The sequence below is a fragment of the Glutamicibacter nicotianae genome, from assembly GCF_002797775.1.
GTDB classification, from domain to species: domain Bacteria; phylum Actinomycetota; class Actinomycetes; order Actinomycetales; family Micrococcaceae; genus Glutamicibacter; species Glutamicibacter nicotianae.
In genome coordinates this window covers 252625-271158 of the sequence record NZ_PGEY01000001.1, presented here as the reverse complement: position 1 = coordinate 271158, position 18534 = coordinate 252625, and the positions used below count along the sequence as shown (strand labels likewise).

Sequence of the window (18534 nt, the reverse complement as noted above, 5' to 3'; positions counted from 1 at the left end):
CGCTGGCAGAACGACATTGATGAAGCTGTCTGCACCCGTGTCAAAATTCAGTTCACGTACGAAGTGCGTACCCCTGCAGGACACGAGGCATCGGAACGCAGCTAAGGCCCGAGCCCATGTGGGAACCGAGCTTCACGCCTCAGAGTCTTGTGACGACAATGCTAATAATCGTGGCTACAAGGGTGGCACCCGCAGCGACCAACGTCCAGACGAGAACTCGCTTGTTGAACTTCTCGCCAGCAATGTTCGCTACCATCTGTTTTCGCGTGAGCTCATTTTGCGCGGCCATGAGTTCAGCAATTTCGATTGTCACCTTCGCTGTTTCCTCATTCCATTCGGTCTCTTCCGCCCTGAATTCCGCCATTTCATCAACGATCTGCTCGGAAAGTGACGCAATCGGCGGCCAATGGAGCTCAGGATACTCTGGACGAGCCGACATTTTTTTGATCCAGGATTCATCTGCGTACGGCTTACCCTGATCCAGACCGAAGTTGCCCCTTGGGGTTTTTCGCTCAAAAATATCCGCAACCGCATTTTTCCAAGGTTTCGCCATATTCAACGAGATGTGCGGGGCTATGGCTTTGAACCCTGTTTGAATCGATATCATATCCTGCATACGCTGCATAAAAGCCTTGGCACTGGCTAAGTGCTCGGCGGTCACTGCTTTTACTACTGTAGCTTCTTGTTCGGCATTTCCGTCTGAGTCCGGTTCGTCCGCTGCGGCCTTGACTTCCAGATAGCGTTCAGAGGTCAGCCCATGCTTCGGCTAGTTCAGTCATTTCCTCTTTGGCCCGTTCCTGGATTTCACTCAGTTTTATTGGCTGACACTTCTGGTATTTTTTGGCTCTTCATTTTCAGGAGTTTCAGTCATAGCCTAATCCTAGGTCTCAAGGTCGAATAAGGAATCCGAATTACAGCGACACTATCTAGTGACTTCAGCATTCCATTCTCGGTGTTGTTGGCGGTAGTATCCGCCGGCGTGGCCTAGGTGGATGCCGTAGCAGTGTTGGCACCGGTTGGGCCTGGACCCTGCGTCTTTGTAGTACTCCCTGTTCTGTTTGGCTGCTCGGCGGCTCACGAAGATGACTTTGCCGGTGGTCATGCAGCGGCCAGCGTAGGAGAACTTGTTTTCCCTGGCGGCTCGTTGCGTGGTGTGCCGGCGCCTACCCACCTTGTCCTCATGACCCTGCTCGGTGATTGGTCGGTTGAGGTTCAGCTCGGTTGGTGTGGGTGTGGCTTCGATGATGACGAGGCCGCTGTATCGGGTGCAAATATTGGCTCCGGCACCACGGATGGTGAGGGTCACCCCCGGGGGGTGATGTAGTCGAGTCCGCCGGCGACGGTGCGCCCTTCGGTGCGGCAGGTGGCGGTGATGGTTTTACCGAGGTCGGCCCCGAACAGATATTTGGCTTCGCGGGTGGCGGTCATTCTTGTTCCAGGATTTGGGTTCCTCAATTTTCGACGATTTGAACTGCGGTGGCACCGCTTTTTGTTCGTACGGTTCTGATGAAAACGCTCATGGTGGCAAGAATATCGGGGGTTCATGCCCGCTGTTAGTGCACACTTTCATGATTACCCAAGGGTAGGTGTACTAGTCACGAACGATGGGGGAAACCGATCAGAAAAAGTGATACAACTCAGGAGCGCCGGCACTGCTTGCCGAGCTACAGGCGATCGGGGCCGATTACCGGGAACCAGCCGGCAACCACGAGTCGGCCGGCGACTACACCACCCGGCTGGGCGAAGACCACCCCCAGATCGCCAACGAATTGCAGTCCTTGAGAACTGTCATCCAGGAAAGCTTCTACGCCAACCGTCATCTGGGCGCTGATGACGCTTCCACGCTGCTGGATGCCTTGCACACGATCCAGTCCAATCTGCGCGGCGAGCTGAGCCTGATCCAGCGCATCATGGCTATCTTGTTCCCGGCCTCCATGCACCCGCGCCATTCCCGCGCGGGCAGGTCCACGCAAGCCAAACTGTAGCAGACCGATGTAATCGGGCGAGGGTTTAACCGGCCAACGCCCAACCGGAACGATCCGGTTGGGCTTTGGCAGGAGCTGGAGAATCTACTTCTTGGCTGCGTATGGATCGGCAATGCCGATGTACTGCACGGTGGTGTATTCCTCCAGGCCTTCGGCGCCGCCTTCGCGGCCCAGGCCCGATTGCTTCACGCCGCCGAAAGGCGCCGCGGCGTTGGAGATCACGCCAGCGTTGAATCCAACCAGGCCGAATTCGATCTGCTCGGAAACGCGGAACATGCGGTTCAGGTCCTGCGAGTAGATGTAGGAAGCCAGACCGTATTCGGTGGAGTTGGCCAGCTTGATTGCCTGGGCCTCGTCCTTGAAGGTGGTCACTGGTGCCACTGGGCCGAAGATTTCCTGGGACAGGATCTTGGCGTCGTTAGCGACATTGGCCAGCACGGTTGGCTGGTAGAAGTAGCCCGGACCCTCAACTGGGGCACCGCCGGTGACGGCGGTCGCGCCGGCGGCCACGGCGGCCTCGACCAGCGAGTGGACTTCGTCGCGGGCCTTTTCCTCGACCAGCGGGCCCACGGTGGTGTCGGCTTCGGTGCCGCGTCCTGGCTTCAGCGCCTTCATCGCGGCGGCGAACTTGGCGGTGAATTCCTCGGCAACATCCTCGTGAACCAGGAAGCGGTTGGCCGCGGTGCAGGCTTCGCCCATGTTGCGCATCTTGGCGGCCATGGCGCCCTCGACAGCGGCATCCAGATCGGCATCCTCGAAGACGATGAATGGAGCGTTGCCGCCCAGTTCCATCGAGGTGCGCAGAACCTTGTCAGCCGCGTCCTTCATCAGCTGCTTGCCCACTGGGGTCGAGCCGGTGAAGGACACCTTGCGCAGGCGGTCATCGGCCATCAGCGGGCCAGAGATCTTCGAGGCCGAAGCGCCGGAAACCACGTTCAGCACGCCAGCTGGAAGTCCTGCTTCCATCATGGTGGCAGCGAACAGCTGGGAGGTCAGCGGGGTCAGTTTGGCTGGCTTGAGCACCATGGTGCAGCCTGCTGCTACTGCCGGACCGACCTTGCGGGTAGCCATGGCCAGCGGGAAGTTCCATGGGGTGATCAGCAGGCAGGGGCCAACCGGCTTGTGCTGGACCAGAACCTTGTTCTTGCCCTCAGGGGTGGTGATGTAGCGGCCGTAGTGGCGTACGGTTTCCTCGGAGAACCAGCGCAGGAATTCGGCACCGTAGGTCACTTCGCCGTAGGCCTCGGCCAGCGGCTTGCCCATTTCCAGGCTCATCAGCAGCGCGAAGTCGTCCTTGCGCTCGGTGACCAGGTCGAAGGCGCGGCGCAGGATCTCTGCGCGTTCGCGTGGTGCGGTCAGTGCCCATTCGGCCTGGACAGCGTCGGCCGCATCCAGGGCTGCCATGGCATCTTCGCTCGTAGCGCTGGCCAGGGTCAGCAGCTTCTCGCCGGTAGCCGGGTCAAGCACGTCGAAGGTGCCGCCGTCGGAGGCATTCCTCCATTCGCCATTAATCAACAGGCCGGTTGGTACCTTGGCAAGCAGCTCTGCTTCGCGCTGGGCAGTAATCGACATACGAGCATCTCCTGATAGAAAATAATGAAAACTGATCGTCTTTGATGTCTACGCTATTCCTGGCAGGTGGCAGCTGTAAATCGCCGTCTGCACCATGAAAGCGAGCATTCATTGTGCATTTAGCCTATGCGACTGCGGCTATTTTTCCGCTTCATGACGTGCTGCCAAAACCGCCTCGTAGAGCTCGCGTTTCTTCACGCCGGATTTTTCTGCCACTTCGGCCACGGCCTGCTTCATCCGCATGCCTTCGTCAACCAGTGCTGCAACCTTGGGCAGCAGGTCCTCGATCGAGGCGGCCTCGGCTTCCGGGGCGCCGTGGATGACCACGACAATTTCCCCGCGAACACCATCTTCTGCCCAGGCGCGCAACGCCGCCAGCGAATCCCGGCGGACTTCCTCGAACTTCTTGGTCAGCTCGCGGGCTACGGCGGCCTGGCGATCTGGGCCGAACGCTTCGATGGCAGCGTCAAGGAAATCGTTCAGCCGGTGCGGAGCTTCGAAGAACACCATGGTGCGGTCCTCGGCGAGCAGGGAATCCAAACGCTTGCGACGTTCGCCTGCCTTGCGCGGCAGGAAGCCTTCGAAGGTGAAGCGGCCGGTGGGCAATCCGGACAGGGCCAGCGCGGTGAGCACCGCCGAAGGCCCAGGTACCGCGGTGACCCGGATGCCAGCGCTCATAGCGGCTGCCACCAATGGGTACCCGGGGTCCGAGACCGCCGGCATGCCTGCATCCGAGACCACCAGCACGGTAGCGCCCTCGGCGGCCAGTTCAATCACCTCGGAGCGCTTGTGGGCCTCGTTGTGCTCATGCAGGCTCATCACCTTCGCGGTGATCTTGATGCCCAAGGCATTGGCGAGGTGATGGAAGTTTCTGGTGTCCTCCGCGGCGATGATATCGGCGCTGGCCATGATCTCCCGCAGACGCGGGGAAGCATCGGACAGGTTGCCAATCGGGGTGGCACCCAGGACGATTACGCCCTCATTATCTGAGTTCTGCACATTCTTAACCCTACGCGACGCAGGAAAAGCCCACTTTCTGGACTTTCCACCGGTAGCATGAACTGGTGATGGGCACCTCGGCTTTAGACACTCCGCACACCGGCCACGTACGCTCGGCGCGACAGGCCTTCACCTTCGAGAGCCTGAAACAGCGGCTCCTGCCCGTGGTGGCGCCTGGCGGCCCGCTGATGTGGATCGTTCCGCTCGTCGTAACAGCCATTGCCGGCCTGCTGCGCATGGTCAATCTCGCCCACCCGCACCTGCTGATCTTCGACGAAACCTACTACGTCAAGGATGCTTTCGCGATGCTGCAAAGCGGCTATGAGGGCGAATGGGCCGACGACAGCGACGAGCAGTTCATCGCAGGCAATCCGCAATTGGAAAATGAATCTTCCTTCGTCGTCCACCCGCCGCTGGGCAAGTGGATGATCGGCGTGGGAATGCTCCTGTTCGGCGACTTCAACGGCTTCGGCTGGCGTTTTTCCACGGCCCTGATCGGCACCCTTTCGGTTCTGCTCGTCACCCTGTGCGCCCGCCTGCTCTTCGGTTCCCACCTCCTGGCCGGCATCGCCGGGTTGCTCATGGCCATCGACGGGCATTCAATTGTCATGTCGCGCACCGCATTGCTGGACATCTTCTTGATGTTCTTCGTGCTTGCAGCGTTCTATGCCTTGCTCAAGGACCGGATCCATGGCAGAACCGCGCTGGCACGGAAGCTCTCGGTGCCCGAGGGCAATCGCCCCGATGATTTCCTGCTCATGCATGGCCCCATGCTCTGGTGGCGTCCTTGGCGGCTGATCGCCGCAATCATGCTCGGCGGTGCCGTTGGCATCAAGTGGTCGGCGCTGTCCTTCGTGGCAGTCTTCTGCCTGATGGCGGTGCTCTGGGATTTCGGCGCGCGGCGCACCGCAGGAATCCACAAGTGGCAATCGGCGGCATTCATCCGCGACGGCGTGTATTCCTTCTTCACCATGATGCCGCTGGTGCTGCTGACCTATTTGTCCACCTGGACCGGATGGCTGGTAACCCAGGGCGGACGCTACCGCCAGTGGGCCGAGGAGAACCCCGGCGAAGGCATCAGCTGGCTGCCAGCTCCACTGCGTTCCTTATGGCACTATCACCAGGCCGGCTACGAATTCCATACCGGGCTGAATTCCGAGCACGGCTGGCAGTCCTCGCCGTGGACGTGGCCGTTCGCTGGACGTCCCGTGCTGTTCTACTTCGAAGGCTACGACAAGGGCGTCAACGGCTGCGAGCTGGACCGCTGCACCGAGGTCATCACCGACCTGCCCAATCCGCTGATGTGGTGGGCCTGCACCATCAGCATGTTCCTGCTGATTCTCTGGTGGATCGGCGCCCGGGACTGGCGCGCCGGAGCGATCCTCTCCTCGGTGGCGGCCGGGTTCCTGCCGTGGCTGATGTACCCGGAACGCACCATGTTCTTCTTCTATACCCTGCCGCTGGTCCCGTTCATGGTGCTCGCATTGACGTATATGATTGGCAGGTTCATTCCACGCCATCCGAATTCCGGTGCCGTGTACCGGTCACGCGTCATCGCGGTCACCGCATTCATGGCGCTGCTCCTAGTCACATCGGCCTTTTTCTGGCCGATCTGGAGTGGGGAAATGATCGCGGATGACTACTGGCGCTTGCACGTGTGGCTCCCCAGCTGGGGCTAGGCCGCCCGTGGCTTGGCCACCTGTTTCCATGAAATAGGCCACTAAGACGACCATCGATTTCCAAAGGATAATTCCTCAATGCAAGAAGTGACCGTCGAGCTGCTGACTGATCTGGCACCAGAGGTCAACACGACGAACCTGCTCCTTGATCGCGTAGCACGCGGCGCACAACGCCCGCTGTTCAGCGTGCAGCGAGACGGCACCTGGCATGATCTCAGCGCCGGTGATTTCCTCATTGACGTCAAGCGCTTGGCAATGGTGCTGATCAATGATGGATTGCAGCCCGGCGACAAGGTCGCCATTATTTCCCGCACCCGCTACGAGTGGGCCTTGGCCGAGGAAGCCGTGTGGTTCGCCGGCGGCGTGTCGGTGCCAATCTACGAAACCTCCAGCGCCTTCCAGGTCGAATGGATCCTGCGCGACTCCGGTGCGCGCGTGGTGTTCGCCGAAAACCATGAGCTGCGCGCTACCGTCCGCCAGGCGGCGGCTCAGCTCGGCGAACCGGTGCGCACCCATATCTTCGAGGGCTCCGACGCGGACGATACGACGCTCATCCCCTCCGCCGGTCTGCACCAGCTGATGGTCCCGGCCGATCAGATCGACGAGCAGCTGATCGAGTCACGCCGCGCATCCATGGCTCTCAAGGATGTGGCCACGATGGTCTACACATCGGGCACTACCGGACGCCCCAAGGGTTGCAATATGACCCATTCGAACTTCGCCATGGTGGCGCACAACCTGGCCGGAAACATGCTCGAAGTGCTCGGTGAAGAACGCCGGACGCTGATGTTCCTTCCGCTGGCCCACGTATTGGCTCGTGCCGTCCAGCAAACCTGCATCCGCGGCGGATCGGTGATTGCGCACTCCAGCTCGATGGCCAACCTGGTCGAGGACATGTCCGCGGTCAAGCCCGGCTTCCTGCTGGCCGTGCCGCGCGTCTTCGAGAAGATCCGCACCAGCGCCCTGGCCACAGCTGAACGCGGCGGCAAGGCTGACCTCTTCCTCAAAGCCGAGCAGGCGGCCATCGAGGTCTCCAAGATCCGTGATGCGCGGTCGCGTGGCCTCAAGGCGCGCATGCCGTTGGGCTTGCGTGCCCGCCATGCCATCTTCAGCAAGGTGCTCTACCCGAAGCTGCAGGCGGTTTTCGGCGGCCAGTGCGGTTACGCGATCTCCGGAGCCAGTGCGCTGAATCCGGATCTGGCGCACTTCTTCCGCGGCGCCGGCATCCAGCTGCTGGAGGGCTACGGCCTGACCGAAACCACCGCACCGGCCACGGTGAATCAGGCATCGCGAAACCGCGTGGGCACCGTGGGCCGTCCGATTCCCGGCACCTCCATCAAGATCGCGGATGACGGTGAAATCCTGGTCAAGGGGATCGGAGTTTTCGCCAGCTACCACAACAACCCTGTAGCCACGGCCGAGGTTTTCGACGAAGACGGCTATTTCAAGACCGGCGATACCGGTGTCCTGGATGATGGCGGATTCCTGCAGGTGACCGGTCGCAAGAAGGAACTGATCGTCACCGCCGGGGGCAAGAATGTCTCGCCAGGCCCGCTGGAAGAGATGGTCCGCGCCGGACGCATCGTGGCCCAGTGCGTGCTGGCCGGCGAACAGCGCCCATTCATCACGGCCATGATGACGCTCGATCCCGAAGAGTTGGCAGTGTGGGCCAAGGCCAAGGGCCTTGGGGCAATGACCCTGGCTGAGGCGGCAGTTGATCCTGCTGTGATCGCCGAGGTCCAAGGCTACGTGGATACCGCCAACTTGACCGTTTCCAAGGCCGAGTCCATTCGCAAGTTCGTGGTGCTGGAAGAGGAATTCACCGAAGCTTCGGGGCACCTGACGAACTCGCTGAAGCTCAAGCGCCAGAGCGTTCTCGAGGAATTCGAAGACCGGGTGGAAGCCCTCTACCGCAAATAATTCTCGCTGGAAATAGCCAAGGGGAGCAGTTCATGGTGAACTGCTCCCCTGCTGTTTATGGCCTGTGCCGGCTAGTTGCCAATGCCGAAGGCGCGGGCCTCCTGGCGCAGCCGGGCTGCCTCGCGACGGCGCCCGGTAGGCCAGCAGCTGATGATCACGGCGATGATGGTGGCCAGCACCAGCACGGCAATGGCGATCGCGCTATCGAGCCAGAACTGCTCCGGGTACAGGCGGATCAGCGTATCGCTGACGTTGAAGGTCCAGGTGCCGTCTGAGAAGAACAACGCGTGGAACTGGGTGAAGAAGTTATCCCATCCCATGATCGCAAAGACTGCCAAGGCTGCAATGCCGACCAAGGCCAAGATGGCTCCGGAGAACAACGCACGGCGTACGCCGCCTGCATAGCGCTTGGCCAGATACCAGATCCCGATAATCAAGATGACCGCGAGCACCGCTCCGAGGATGTAGGCGAACCCGATGAGGTTCTTCACGTCCACCATGTGCTGGACCTCCCCCTCGGTGAACATGCTTGAACCGGTGGAAAGCTTCAGCCCGGACAGGTATTCCGGTCCGGCGAAGTTGTTCAGGTAGTCCACCCCGTAGCTGCCGTAGGTCAGGCGCTCTGCATCGGTGAAGCCGAAGGAATCGCTAGGGAATCCAGGGCGGCCGTAGGACAGGGCAAGGAACGCCGGTGTAGCGACCAAGCGGATCGCGGCAATCAGGGTCAGCAACGGGAAGACCAGCGCCACAATCACCTGCGCCGTGCGCCCGAGGGCAGGCTTCGAGTTCAGCGCCCGTTCACGTGCAACCCTGCGCTTCATCGCCGCTTCGGAGGGTTCTGGCTCTGGGGCGTAGCTGCCGAAGACGCGATTGCGCGCTTGGGCGACGGCTGCCTTGGTTGTCGGCAGGGATCCGGTCTTCGGAGCGGCGGACACCGGCGGCACGCTTTGCGCAGTGGAGCTCTTCTCGTCGGCTTGCGGCTCTGCGGTCTTTCCGGCTGTTGCCTTGGCTTCGCTCTGCGCACGCTTCTCGGCTTCGATTTCGTGCGGCAGCTTGATGGCGCGGATGACATCTTCCACCGGCTCTTTGGCTGCCGGCTTGGCGGCGGCCGGCTTGGCCGCAGCTGGCTTCGCCGCGGCCGGCTTGGCCGCAGCTCGCTTCGCCGCGGCCGGCTTGGCTGACGGGGCCTTGGCTGCGGCTGGCTTTACCGGGGCAGGCCGCGCCTTGTCCGCTGGTGCTGGAGCAGGGTCCTTGGCATCGGCTTCGGTCTTGCCTGACATCGCGCGGCGGATAGCCTCCTTGCGAGCCTTTTCCCGTTGGGCAACGGCGTCGGCTTGGGCCTGGTTCTTGTGCTGTTCCAGGCGCGCAGTGAGCTCTTCAGCTTTTTGGCTCAGGCTGGCCTGTGGGCTTGGCACGTTGCCAGTGGCAGCCGGTGCCGGCTGGCCCGTAGATCCTTGCCCTCCAGTAGGGTTCTTCGCCGCCTCAGCCATGAGGAGTCCTCCTGCAATTCGCGCGATGGTGTGCTGTTTTAGGGTCGCATCATGGGCCGAACACGGCCCATGCGCCTTTAGCATATCCAGCACGCCCAGCCATCCGGCGGATTACCACACCAAAAACGGGTTTCAGCTAGGACACAAAGCCGTGGGGGCAAATGCCGCCAACGAACGGAGGCAGCTTCAAGAATTCGTGGGAAAGAGGTCTAGGATTCTTCGTCGGCCGCCGGAAGAACAGCCAAGCGGACCCGGGAGTCGAAGCGCTGGGCACTGGTTTCGCGGGTACGGACCGAATCAATGGGCGAATTCGATGCGTGGCGTGGTTGGCGAACCTTCGGTTCCCGATCGCGGACGGCATTCACCAAGGCGTTCAGTTCGTCCTCCGGTTCCAGCACGTCCGGGATGGCTCCACGGATCAGGTTCCAGCCGCTGGGAACCGTCAGGCGGTTGGCATGCTGGGCACACAGGTCATAGCAATGCGGTTCGGGGTACGTCGCCAAAGGTCCAAGAACAGCAGTTGAATCTGCGTATACGTAGGTAAGAGTAGCGCGGGCCGCTTCACGGCAGGCAGGGCGAGAACAAAGACGAAGACCTTCCACGCTTCCCATTCTACTTCGCCGGCCAGCACATCTGTGGGATCTTCGCCCAATTGCGGGCTTATGGGCATCGGCACAGCGCCCGACGCGCTAGGCTGAATCAATGAGCTCCAAGTTGCCTGATCGTCCCAGCGGTCCGCGGCGCGGCCGCCACGGACGCGGGCGGCGTGGCCCGCTGATGCCCATGCATCTTCCCGCCTACCGTTCGCGCCCGGAAAGATTCGATGATGCGGTGATGGCCAGCGCGCAACGGCTGTCGCAACGCTGGCCCGGAGAAATCGAGAAGATAGATTTCCTGATCGATCCGGTGCCCAGCGGAAAGTTGCTGGAACAGGCTGCCGCGCTGGGCGAGCGGGTGCCGCTGGCATCCTCCAAGCCGGCTGCGCCCGGCCGGCCAGCGCGCATCGTCATTTACCGGTTGCCCATCGAGCAGATTGCGGAGAACGCCGGCGAACTCCTGGACCTGGTCCACCAGTGCGTGGTGCATGAGGTCGCCCAGCTCTGGATGAAGCCGATCTCGGAAGTCGATCCCATGTATTTCCCTGAGGATCCTGACTTCTAAGCGGACATTTCCCTAGCTGTTTTGGGGCTGGATGCCACGTGCCGTTGCATGGGAGGCCAAGCCAACGCGCACGGCGCCGATCCAGACCAGCGCAGAACCTACCAAGTGGGCCACCACCAGCAGCTCTGGCAAGCTGGTCACGGCCTGGACCACCCCGATCAGCCCCTGCCCGGCCAATACCCAGATGAATAGCTTGGCCTTGTGCGCCACAACCGGAACTTGCTGCTGTCTTGCCTGATGCCACAGCACCAGGGCAACAACCAGCGCGCCGACAGCTGCGGCGGCATGCACGATGGTGATCTGCAGCCAGTCGAAGCCCATCCGCGGGACTTCGGCCGAGTCCCCTGCATGCGGGCCTGATCCGGTCACCCCGGTGCCGATGATGACCAGCAGTGCGCTGATCGCCACGAGCCAGGTTCCCAGCGACTTGAGCGAATCATTGCTGGCCGCCTCGCTGGCATTGCCCAGATTCTGGACCTCGTCCCAAGTTGCCGCCGCGGCGGTGAGCAGCAAGGTTGCGGCCAGGAAATGCGCGGCCACGACATAGGGGTTCAGTTTCACCCAAACGGTGATTCCGCCGATGACCGCATTGAGCACGACAAGCCAGAATTGGAACCATGCCCATCGGGTGATGCCCGGAACCGGCTCGCGTTGCAGGCGGGCGGCAATGATGACCCAGCCGACGGCCGCGCACAGCACAAAGGTGAGCAGCCGATTCACGAACTCGATGGTCGCGTGAATTCCCATTTCAGCGGTTGGGGCGATGGAACCGCCGGTGCAGGTTGGCCAGTCCGGGCAGCCCAGTCCGGAACCGGTGACGCGCACGACACCGCCGCCGACGATAATCAGGATCGCCGCGATCATCGCCGAGAGCGAGGCCGCCTTGAGCGAGCGTCGCTCTAGCCTGATCCGCTGCGCCAGCCACGCGAAGGGAGTCGTCAAAGTTCCAGTTCCTTAATGGCGCGTTCCTAGCCGCCGATGTTCACCACAATGCCGTCGCGTCCGGCATTCGCCTGCGGCATGGCAGCCCAGGCGATGGAACGGTCCGAGCCGAGCACCAGCTGGGCCAGGTAGGCGTTGGCATCCGTCGAGAAGATGACTGCCTGGGCGTCGTCGGAGACCGACTTCGGATCAAAGACAATGCTTTGGCCGGCCTTGATCTGCAGTTTCTCTGGGTCCTCCAGCTTGCCGTCCTTATTGACGACCACTGCTTCCACCGCCGAGTCCGCCGCGACGGCGGCGATGGCGAATTTGCCGGTGCCGTTAGCCGACAGCGGCATGGCTTGCGTCCCGGCGAGCACATTGGAGCTGGCCGCCCACGCAGTGTCCGAGGAATCCTTGGGATCAGCGCCGCGGACCATCTTCACCGCTGCGGTGACCGGGGCATCGGATTCGACGACCACCGTGTAGTACCCGCCAGCCAACTGGTTCAGGTTCACGACCTTCGTGGCGTCCGAATCAACGGCAAGGTTCTCGTCGAAGCTGGCAGCAACTTCACCGTCAGCCCCCAGGACCTTCACCTTGAACCCGGCGCCCGAGGAGCCGGTCGCCGAGACATGCAGCTGCGGAACCAGGGATTTGTCGTCCTTGCTCAGCTTGGAAACATTTTCCTTGCTCTCGATCCACACGCCCGGAATCACCTGGCTGTTGGATGCCGTCGCGTTCGCGCCGACCAGTTCAACACCCGATGGGGTCAAGCCGCGCAAGGCGGCCTGCTGGACCGAGGCGGTGATCTTTCCGCCGAGGCTGGTGACCTCGGCCGAAATGGAATTCAAGTCCTGCGCATAGCCGCCGAGCACGATCGCCCGGCTCTCCCCCGCTGCCAGGACAATGTTCTGCAGCGTGGAGGTGTCGATCAGGCCGTCCGGGCCCCGAAGACGCAGGGACACCTGGGCCGTGGTGTGCGTTGGGTTGGCCAAATGCATCACGCTGGTGGATCCGGTGCTGGTCTGCAGGCCGGTGAAGCGCCAGTTGGATGCCGGAGCCTGGCATGTTGCGGCGGCAAGCCCGGCGAGGTCGCCGTCCTTGGCCTGGTAGCTGCGCAGGGCGCTGCCCTTCGAAGCGAGTTGGCCCAGCGGCTGCAACGTGTAGACCTGGGTGTCATCGATATCGTTGGCAGTTGAGATCTTGCTGGCGCGCCCGGTCAGCCCCTCCTCATCGGCGCCACGGGCCTCGGCAGCTTCATCCTCGGCGATGCGCTCGGTCAGCTGACGCGCATCGCTGCCATCAAGCTTGGTGAAGGATGAACCGGGAATGCGTTTGGCCAGATCCGATACGGCAATGCTGCGCAGGTTGCTGGAAACGTCCTTGGCACCGGGGGCGAACTGCGCGTCGGTGCCTTCCACGCCCTTGAGCAGCTGCGGGGTTCCCGGGCAGACGCTGCTGGAGTCGCCGGCGGGCAGGTTCGTCACGGCAGCCGGCAACGACTTCTCGGCCGGTGCCGGGGCAAAAATCGATCCGGCGCCTACGACAGCTCCGGCGGCCACCACCGCAGCCAGGCTGAGCAGTACCGCGCCGGTTTTCTTCCGCACCGGCGCGGACACCGCATCCTTGGAAGCCGCGGTTCGGGCCTTGTCCAGCTTGTGGCGGCGCTCGGCGACCTTGCCGTCTGCAGGCTCCGCCTCCGGCTCGGCTGCCGGATGAGCAGCCGTGCTGGCAGCCGCAGGGGCAGCTTTCGCGGCTTTCCGTGCGCGGACCTTCTCCAACTTCTGGCGGCGCTTGGCGGCTTTCGGATCTTCCGGTTCTTGTGCCGTCGCGGCTTCTTCTCCGGACTGTGAATCGCCGGCTTTGGCCTTCCCTGCGGCAGCAACGGCTGCCGCGGCGGCACCAGCTTCTGGATCCTGGGCGGAGGAGGTCTTCGGCTCAGCCTCGCGCGCAGGTGCAGAATCGGCATTGCCGGCTACTGCCGTTGCGCTCTCCTCCTTGGCAGGCTCCGCCTCGGCGACGTGATCCGGCTTGGCAACCGGTTCTGGGTTGGCTGCTGCATCGGTCTTGCCGGCAGCGGACTCACCAGCCGTTGCCGGCTTGGCGGGCGCGGCTTCGGGGGCCACCGTGCTGGTCTTGTCGGAGTCGTCCTTGGCTGAGCCGTCCTGAACGGAATCAGGCTTGGGTGCCTGTTCCTGTGCTGCGCGCTTGCTTTCAGCCTGCTCGTCGGCCAGAACCGCAGCAGGCGAGGTTACCTTGCTGTCCTTTGCCCCGGAGTCCGCCTCGGGCAGCTGTTCTGGCTTTGGATCTTCCTGCTCAGCGGCCTTGGGCTCAGCCTTCGCGGCCTTAGCCGCCTCCTTCGCCTCGGTCTTGGCCCGGGCTTGGGCCTCCTTGGCGCGAGCCTTCTCCAGCTTGGCGTCGACCTTGGCCCTGGCCTTGGCGGCCTTGGCCTCGGCACGCGAGAGCGTCGCCGACACCGGGGTGGCGTCCTTGGCTTCCGGCTGTGCCGAGACCGGCTTCGGGGCCGGGGTCTGTGCAGTTGGCTGGTCAGCAGAATCCGCTGAGTCCACGTTCTTCTCGTCGCTCACTACTTCTTCTCCTGCTCGGCATCAGCATCCGAAATCCGGTCGCTGAGCTTCGGGGTCAAGTTCTCACGAATCTCGCTGGCGCGTTCGCGTGCCTCTCGGCGGCTCAATGGCATGGACCCTGTGGCCGTCGCCGGGCTCTGGACTTCGGCCGCTGCCAGAACTGCCGAACCATCGGCAAGTTCTTCTTTCTCGCCGCGTGGTTCACGGAAGCGGTATTCGATGTTCCGGTAGTTGGCCAATCGGCGCGAACTTGGCACTGGAATGGCCAGCAACACCGTGATCAGCAGAACTACTGCACTGAGCAGCAGCACCGGAATGGCCATGGAGTCCTTGTGCGACAAGGTCAGCTTGCCGCCCTCGGCAGGAAGCTCGTAGGCCTGGGCCCAACGGGTTTCCGAATCCTCGGGATAGGCCACCGAACGCAGGGATTCGCCATCGACGCTGGCGCGCAGCTTCGGATCCGACGCGGTAGCCAGGACCAGCGTGCGCTCGGAATCCGCGGACGGGATCTGCAGATTGGTGATCTTGCCACGCTGGGTCGACAAGACCGTCACGTCTCCATCGGCGGAGACGATCCGGGCAAAGCCAGCGCTTTGCTGCTCGTCATCGGCTTCGTAGTCCACGCGCCACAGCCAGCCGCTGTCGGTCTGGCCAACCGACGCCAACCCCGTTGCCGCATCCAAGGTGCGTACGGTCGCCGGGACGGATTCGCCGGTTTCGTTCAGCACCACGAAGCCCACGCCCAAGTCGCGCAAGTACTCGCGCGAGTCCAACGCGGATTCGGACAGCAGCATCGCTACGGCATTGCTCTGGACCTTTGCGGTGGCGGAATCTTCATTGCGCTCAGGCTCCAGCAGCGGACCGGCCAGCTGCTTGACCTGCGAGTAGCGGCTGATGCTGTCCAGCGTCTCGCCGGAACCCGAGACCAGCTGGCTGTCGATCTCGCCGGAGGACCGCGGGCTGAGCACCAGGGTGCGCTTCTGGAACTCGGAGCGGCCTGCATCGGCTGCGGTTGCCGGCAGGGTGCGCGGCTGCGAGCCGTGGACCTGCTGGGCCGAGTTCATCGCGGTCAGCGTTTCGGATTCGGCTGCCGGATTCAGCTGGGCGCCGAGCAGCACGCAGCCCGAGGCCAGCACGGCAAGCACACTGAAAGCGGCCATCAAGCTCATCGCCGGACGGGAACCGGCGGCACGCATTGAGCGCGGCTGGTCCTCGTGGCGCAGGGCGGCCAACGCGTTGGCGGCAGCTGCCAGCAGCGCGAACATGGCGAAGGAAACGTACGGGCCGGTGTAGGCGCTCACCGCGGTATGCGAGTCCAGGGTGAAGGGCACAAAGCCGACGGCCCAGCCCGCTGCCAGCGACAGCACCGCGCCCCACAGCAGGCGGCGGGAGTTGCGGCGCATGCTGGCGCTGTGGCTGAACGAAGAACTCAAGGTTCCGAAGACCGCCAGCGCGACGATCGGGGCACCGACCAGCAGGGCTGCGACCAGGGCCCACGGTCCGGCAGGCAGGAAGTCCCAGCCCACCAGAGAGGCGTTGGCGTTGAAGGCTTCCGGGAAGCCCAGCAGCATCTGCCACGGGGCAGCCGGCGTGAACGCATTCGCGGCGCCGGGCTCGGTGAACAGCAGCCGTGCATCGCCCAGGCCGGCGAACAGCAGCGGAAGGTTCCACACGATCGCAGGCAGCGGGATCCACCACAGGCTGCGTGCGCGGCGCACAGAGAAGAAGGCCAGCACGTAGACCAGGATGCTCGCGGTCAGGAAGAAGGAGACGGAGCCGGCGGAGATCACCCAGAGCAGCAATGCGGCGCTGGCCGAGGCGGTCCACGCGGAAACCGACTGCTGCTTCGCGTTCTTCGGCTTCGCGCCCTCGATCGCCACATGGGCGTTCATGGCGCGGATAATCGCCAGGAAGAACAGCGGCAGCAAGATGTGGATCAGCACCGAGCCGATGCGTCCGGAGGCCAGCGAAGAAATCAGTGACGGCAGCAGCGCCCAGATCAGCGCGGCAAGGAACCGCACCGCGCGGGAGCGGCTGACCGCGCCAATCCCCCACCAGGCGGTGAGTGCTGCCAGAGGCATCGCGGCGAAGAAGAGATAGACGGAGGCTTCATTGGCATGGTTGAAGGTCACCAGCGAGAAAAGCCAGAACAGCAAGTCGGAATTATCCGGCGGGGCGCTCAAGCCGGTGGTGATGTTCTGCCACCAGGACAGGGCGTTGGCGCCGATTTCCCGGCTGCTGTTGGACAGCGGGCGCAGCGCGCCGCCGGACAGCGCGGTGGAGCCGAACAGGCTGCGCCATGCGATCAGGGAGGCCGCCGCGGAGAGCAATAGAGCCAGGATCAGCGAGAGCACCGCGGTGGTGCGCGGCGGACGGGCGATCCGCACGAAGTCTGAGAAGTTGTCGCCGCTGGGTTCAACCATGGCGTCGGCGCCACTGCCATCGCCATAGACTTCGCCATCGGCGCGTCCGGTATTCACATTGCGGCGGTACTCGCGCACCTGGGCACCGGAGACCATCAGCTTGCGGACCTGGCGGCGCGGGATCTCGCGGATCTGGGCGACATTGCGGCGCGATGCCGCCAGCTTGCCCGGGGAGAACAGCCCGCGCAGCACCGATCCCAAATGGCCGAACCCGTGGCCCGGATCCTTGGCCAGCAAGGCCACGAGGAAGTGGCCGATGCCGCCGAGCAGCAACCCGATCCACAAGAAGGGCAGCACCGCTGGCGAAGCGAACTTCAGGCGCTGGAAGACCTCGGAGCGCTTGGCTTCGCGCGGACCAGCCAGCGAGTCGACAACTTCGACCTGGTGGTACATCTTGGCGCTGGGCACCACGACCACGCGGTGCCCGGCCAGGCGGTTGCGCCAGCACAGGTCCACGTCGTCGCCGCGGCCCGGGATCGCCGGGTCGAATCCGCCCAGCTGCTCGAAGACCTCGCGGCGGATGAACATGCCGGCGGAGGACACGGCGAAGTAGTCGCTGCGTCCGTCGTACTGGCCCTGGTCGACTTCGTCGATGTCGATCATGGTCAGGCGCTGGGCCTTGCGGTCGACGCTCAGGCCCACCTCCACCAGGTGGCGGGGGTTGTCGATGTCCAGCAGCTTGCATCCGGCAATGGAGACGGACTCGGAAGCCTCGACGGTCCGGGTCAGCTGTTCCAGCGCGTCGGGAGCAGGCATGGAGTCATCGTGGATGATCCACAGCCATTCGTCGCGGTCCGCACGCGCTTCGGGCAGCTGCGACACCGCCACTTCCAGCGACAGTCCCAACGACCCCTCATCGGCCACCAGCAGGGCGGCGTTCGACGGCAAGTTCGCCCGCAGGACCTCTAGCGATGCGTCGGAGGACGATGCGTCGACTCCGACAAAGCGTTCGATAGGCCGCGACTGGTTGCGCAGTGCGGCCAAAGTGCGTGGTAAAAAGTCAGCGCCATCGTGCGAAGCAACGATGGCGGTGACGTGAATTGGCGGACGAATTAGATTGCTCGTTTCCGTAGACGGCGACGTTCACGCTCTGAGAGCCCTCCCCAGATTCCGAAGCGCTCATCATTGCTCAAGGCATATTCTAGACATTCCGAACGGACAACACATGCGCCGCAGACACGTTTCGCGTCGCGGGTCGAGCCGCCCTTTTCAGGGAAGAATGCCTCGGGGTCGGTCTGTGCGCACAGGGCACGGGCCTGCCAGCCCAGCTCACCCTCGTCAACTTCTCCGCCAACACCAAGCCATACTGCCTTGATGGTCTCGCGCACTTCGTCATCTTCATCGAGCTCCGGCGCCCAGGATCCAACCGAGGAGATTCCTTCGGTGTCGGATAACGTGTCGTGTTCTTGCAAGAAGTTGTCGGCCGCGGTCTCCAGATCGGCTGCAACTGCAACCCGTGCGGACTCACCGGCTTGAGGATCGACAAACCAGTCGGATGGTGCGTCCTCCAGCCCGTATTGAGCCGACGCAACAGCCGAGGTCGAAAATTCGGAGTACCCCTGCTCCAGATTCGCCATGGTGATGTTGACCTTTCGATTGGTTTGAGAAGATCGGACCATCACTGCTCCCGATCCATCCGGCAGCATTTATTCCATCGAACTAGCGAAAAGTGATGAACCTGCCGGGACTCACCATCTAATTACAGCCGTGTAACTCCGCTAGAGTCAAGTGGGGAGGTCATTCTAAGAAGACTTCTCAGGAAACTCCCGGCACAACACGCCGTCAAAAGATGC

14 protein-coding genes are annotated in these 18534 nt (G+C 62.9%); 4 read left to right on the top strand and 10 right to left on the bottom strand.

Translation table 11 applies throughout. The features are described 5' to 3' along the window. Positions 1-139: 139 nt before the first annotated feature. Entirely contained in the window at positions 140-661 is a 522-nt protein-coding gene (locus ATK23_RS01195) for a hypothetical protein (RefSeq protein ID WP_066139751.1), read from the bottom strand. Between the two features lie 641 nt (positions 662-1302). Beyond that, on the bottom strand, positions 1303-1428 hold the full coding sequence (locus ATK23_RS16655; protein WP_255209560.1) for a hypothetical protein: 126 nt from the start codon (positions 1426-1428) through the stop codon (positions 1303-1305). A 224-nt stretch (positions 1429-1652) separates the two neighbouring features. Between ATK23_RS16655 and ATK23_RS16760 the strand changes: the two genes are divergently transcribed. Further along, a complete protein-coding gene (locus ATK23_RS16760) occupies positions 1653-1985 on the top strand; it encodes a DUF4129 domain-containing protein (protein ID WP_157066351.1) in 333 nt (110 codons plus the stop codon). Between the two features lie 84 nt (positions 1986-2069). On the opposite strand, the gene ATK23_RS01185 is transcribed toward ATK23_RS16760, so the two are convergent. Both ATK23_RS01185 and rsmI read right to left on the bottom strand, forming a co-directional pair. Beyond that, positions 2070-3557, bottom strand: a complete 1488-nt coding sequence (locus tag ATK23_RS01185) for an NAD-dependent succinate-semialdehyde dehydrogenase (RefSeq protein ID WP_066139762.1) — start codon at positions 3555-3557, stop codon at positions 2070-2072. A 138-nt stretch (positions 3558-3695) separates the two neighbouring features. Beyond that, entirely contained in the window at positions 3696-4556 is an 861-nt protein-coding gene (gene rsmI / locus ATK23_RS01180) for a 16S rRNA (cytidine(1402)-2'-O)-methyltransferase (RefSeq protein WP_052253577.1), read from the bottom strand. Positions 4557-4624: 68 nt separating this feature from the next. Here rsmI and ATK23_RS01175 point away from each other — a divergent pair, with 68 nt between their 5' ends. Together ATK23_RS01175 and ATK23_RS01170 are read left to right on the top strand one after the other, a co-directional pair. Next, positions 4625-6235, top strand: a complete 1611-nt coding sequence (locus tag ATK23_RS01175; protein WP_066139765.1) for a dolichyl-phosphate-mannose--protein mannosyltransferase — start codon at positions 4625-4627, stop codon at positions 6233-6235. Between the two features lie 78 nt (positions 6236-6313). After that, positions 6314-8155 (top strand): AMP-dependent synthetase/ligase, encoded by a 1842-nt coding sequence (locus ATK23_RS01170; protein WP_066139768.1) that lies wholly within the window; start codon positions 6314-6316, stop codon positions 8153-8155. A 71-nt stretch (positions 8156-8226) separates the two neighbouring features. Here ATK23_RS01170 and ATK23_RS01165 read toward each other — a convergent pair whose 3' ends face one another. After that, positions 8227-9570, bottom strand: a complete 1344-nt coding sequence (locus ATK23_RS01165) for a TIGR01906 family membrane protein (protein ID WP_157066352.1) — start codon at positions 9568-9570, stop codon at positions 8227-8229. Between the two features lie 284 nt (positions 9571-9854). Further along, a complete protein-coding gene (locus ATK23_RS01160) occupies positions 9855-10256 on the bottom strand; it encodes a DUF3499 domain-containing protein (protein ID WP_073706627.1) in 402 nt (133 codons plus the stop codon). 91 nt (positions 10257-10347) lie between these two features. On the opposite strand from ATK23_RS01160, the gene ATK23_RS01155 reads away from it, so the two are divergent. After that, positions 10348-10806 (top strand): metallopeptidase family protein, encoded by a 459-nt coding sequence (locus ATK23_RS01155; protein ID WP_038989879.1) that lies wholly within the window; start codon positions 10348-10350, stop codon positions 10804-10806. 12 nt (positions 10807-10818) lie between these two features. Here the strand turns inward: ATK23_RS01155 and ATK23_RS01150 are convergent, their stop codons facing one another. From ATK23_RS01150 to ATK23_RS16650, 4 genes are read right to left on the bottom strand one after another with little or no spacing between them, the layout of a single operon-like run. Beyond that, positions 10819-11748 (bottom strand): COX15/CtaA family protein, encoded by a 930-nt coding sequence (locus tag ATK23_RS01150; RefSeq protein WP_066139779.1) that lies wholly within the window; start codon positions 11746-11748, stop codon positions 10819-10821. Positions 11749-11774: 26 nt separating this feature from the next. Further along, complete coding sequence (locus ATK23_RS01145) at positions 11775-14318, bottom strand: DUF5719 family protein (protein ID WP_066139782.1); 2544 nt, start codon at positions 14316-14318, stop codon at positions 11775-11777. Then, on the bottom strand, positions 14318-17782 hold the full coding sequence (locus ATK23_RS16510; RefSeq protein WP_255209566.1) for a glycosyltransferase family 2 protein: 3465 nt from the start codon (positions 17780-17782) through the stop codon (positions 14318-14320). Before ATK23_RS16510 ends, ATK23_RS01145 begins: the two co-directional genes overlap by 1 nt. Positions 17783-17793: 11 nt before the next feature. Continuing rightward, on the bottom strand, positions 17794-18318 hold the full coding sequence (locus tag ATK23_RS16650; RefSeq protein WP_083515535.1) for a WhiB family transcriptional regulator: 525 nt from the start codon (positions 18316-18318) through the stop codon (positions 17794-17796). Between the last annotated feature and the right edge of the window lie 216 nt (positions 18319-18534).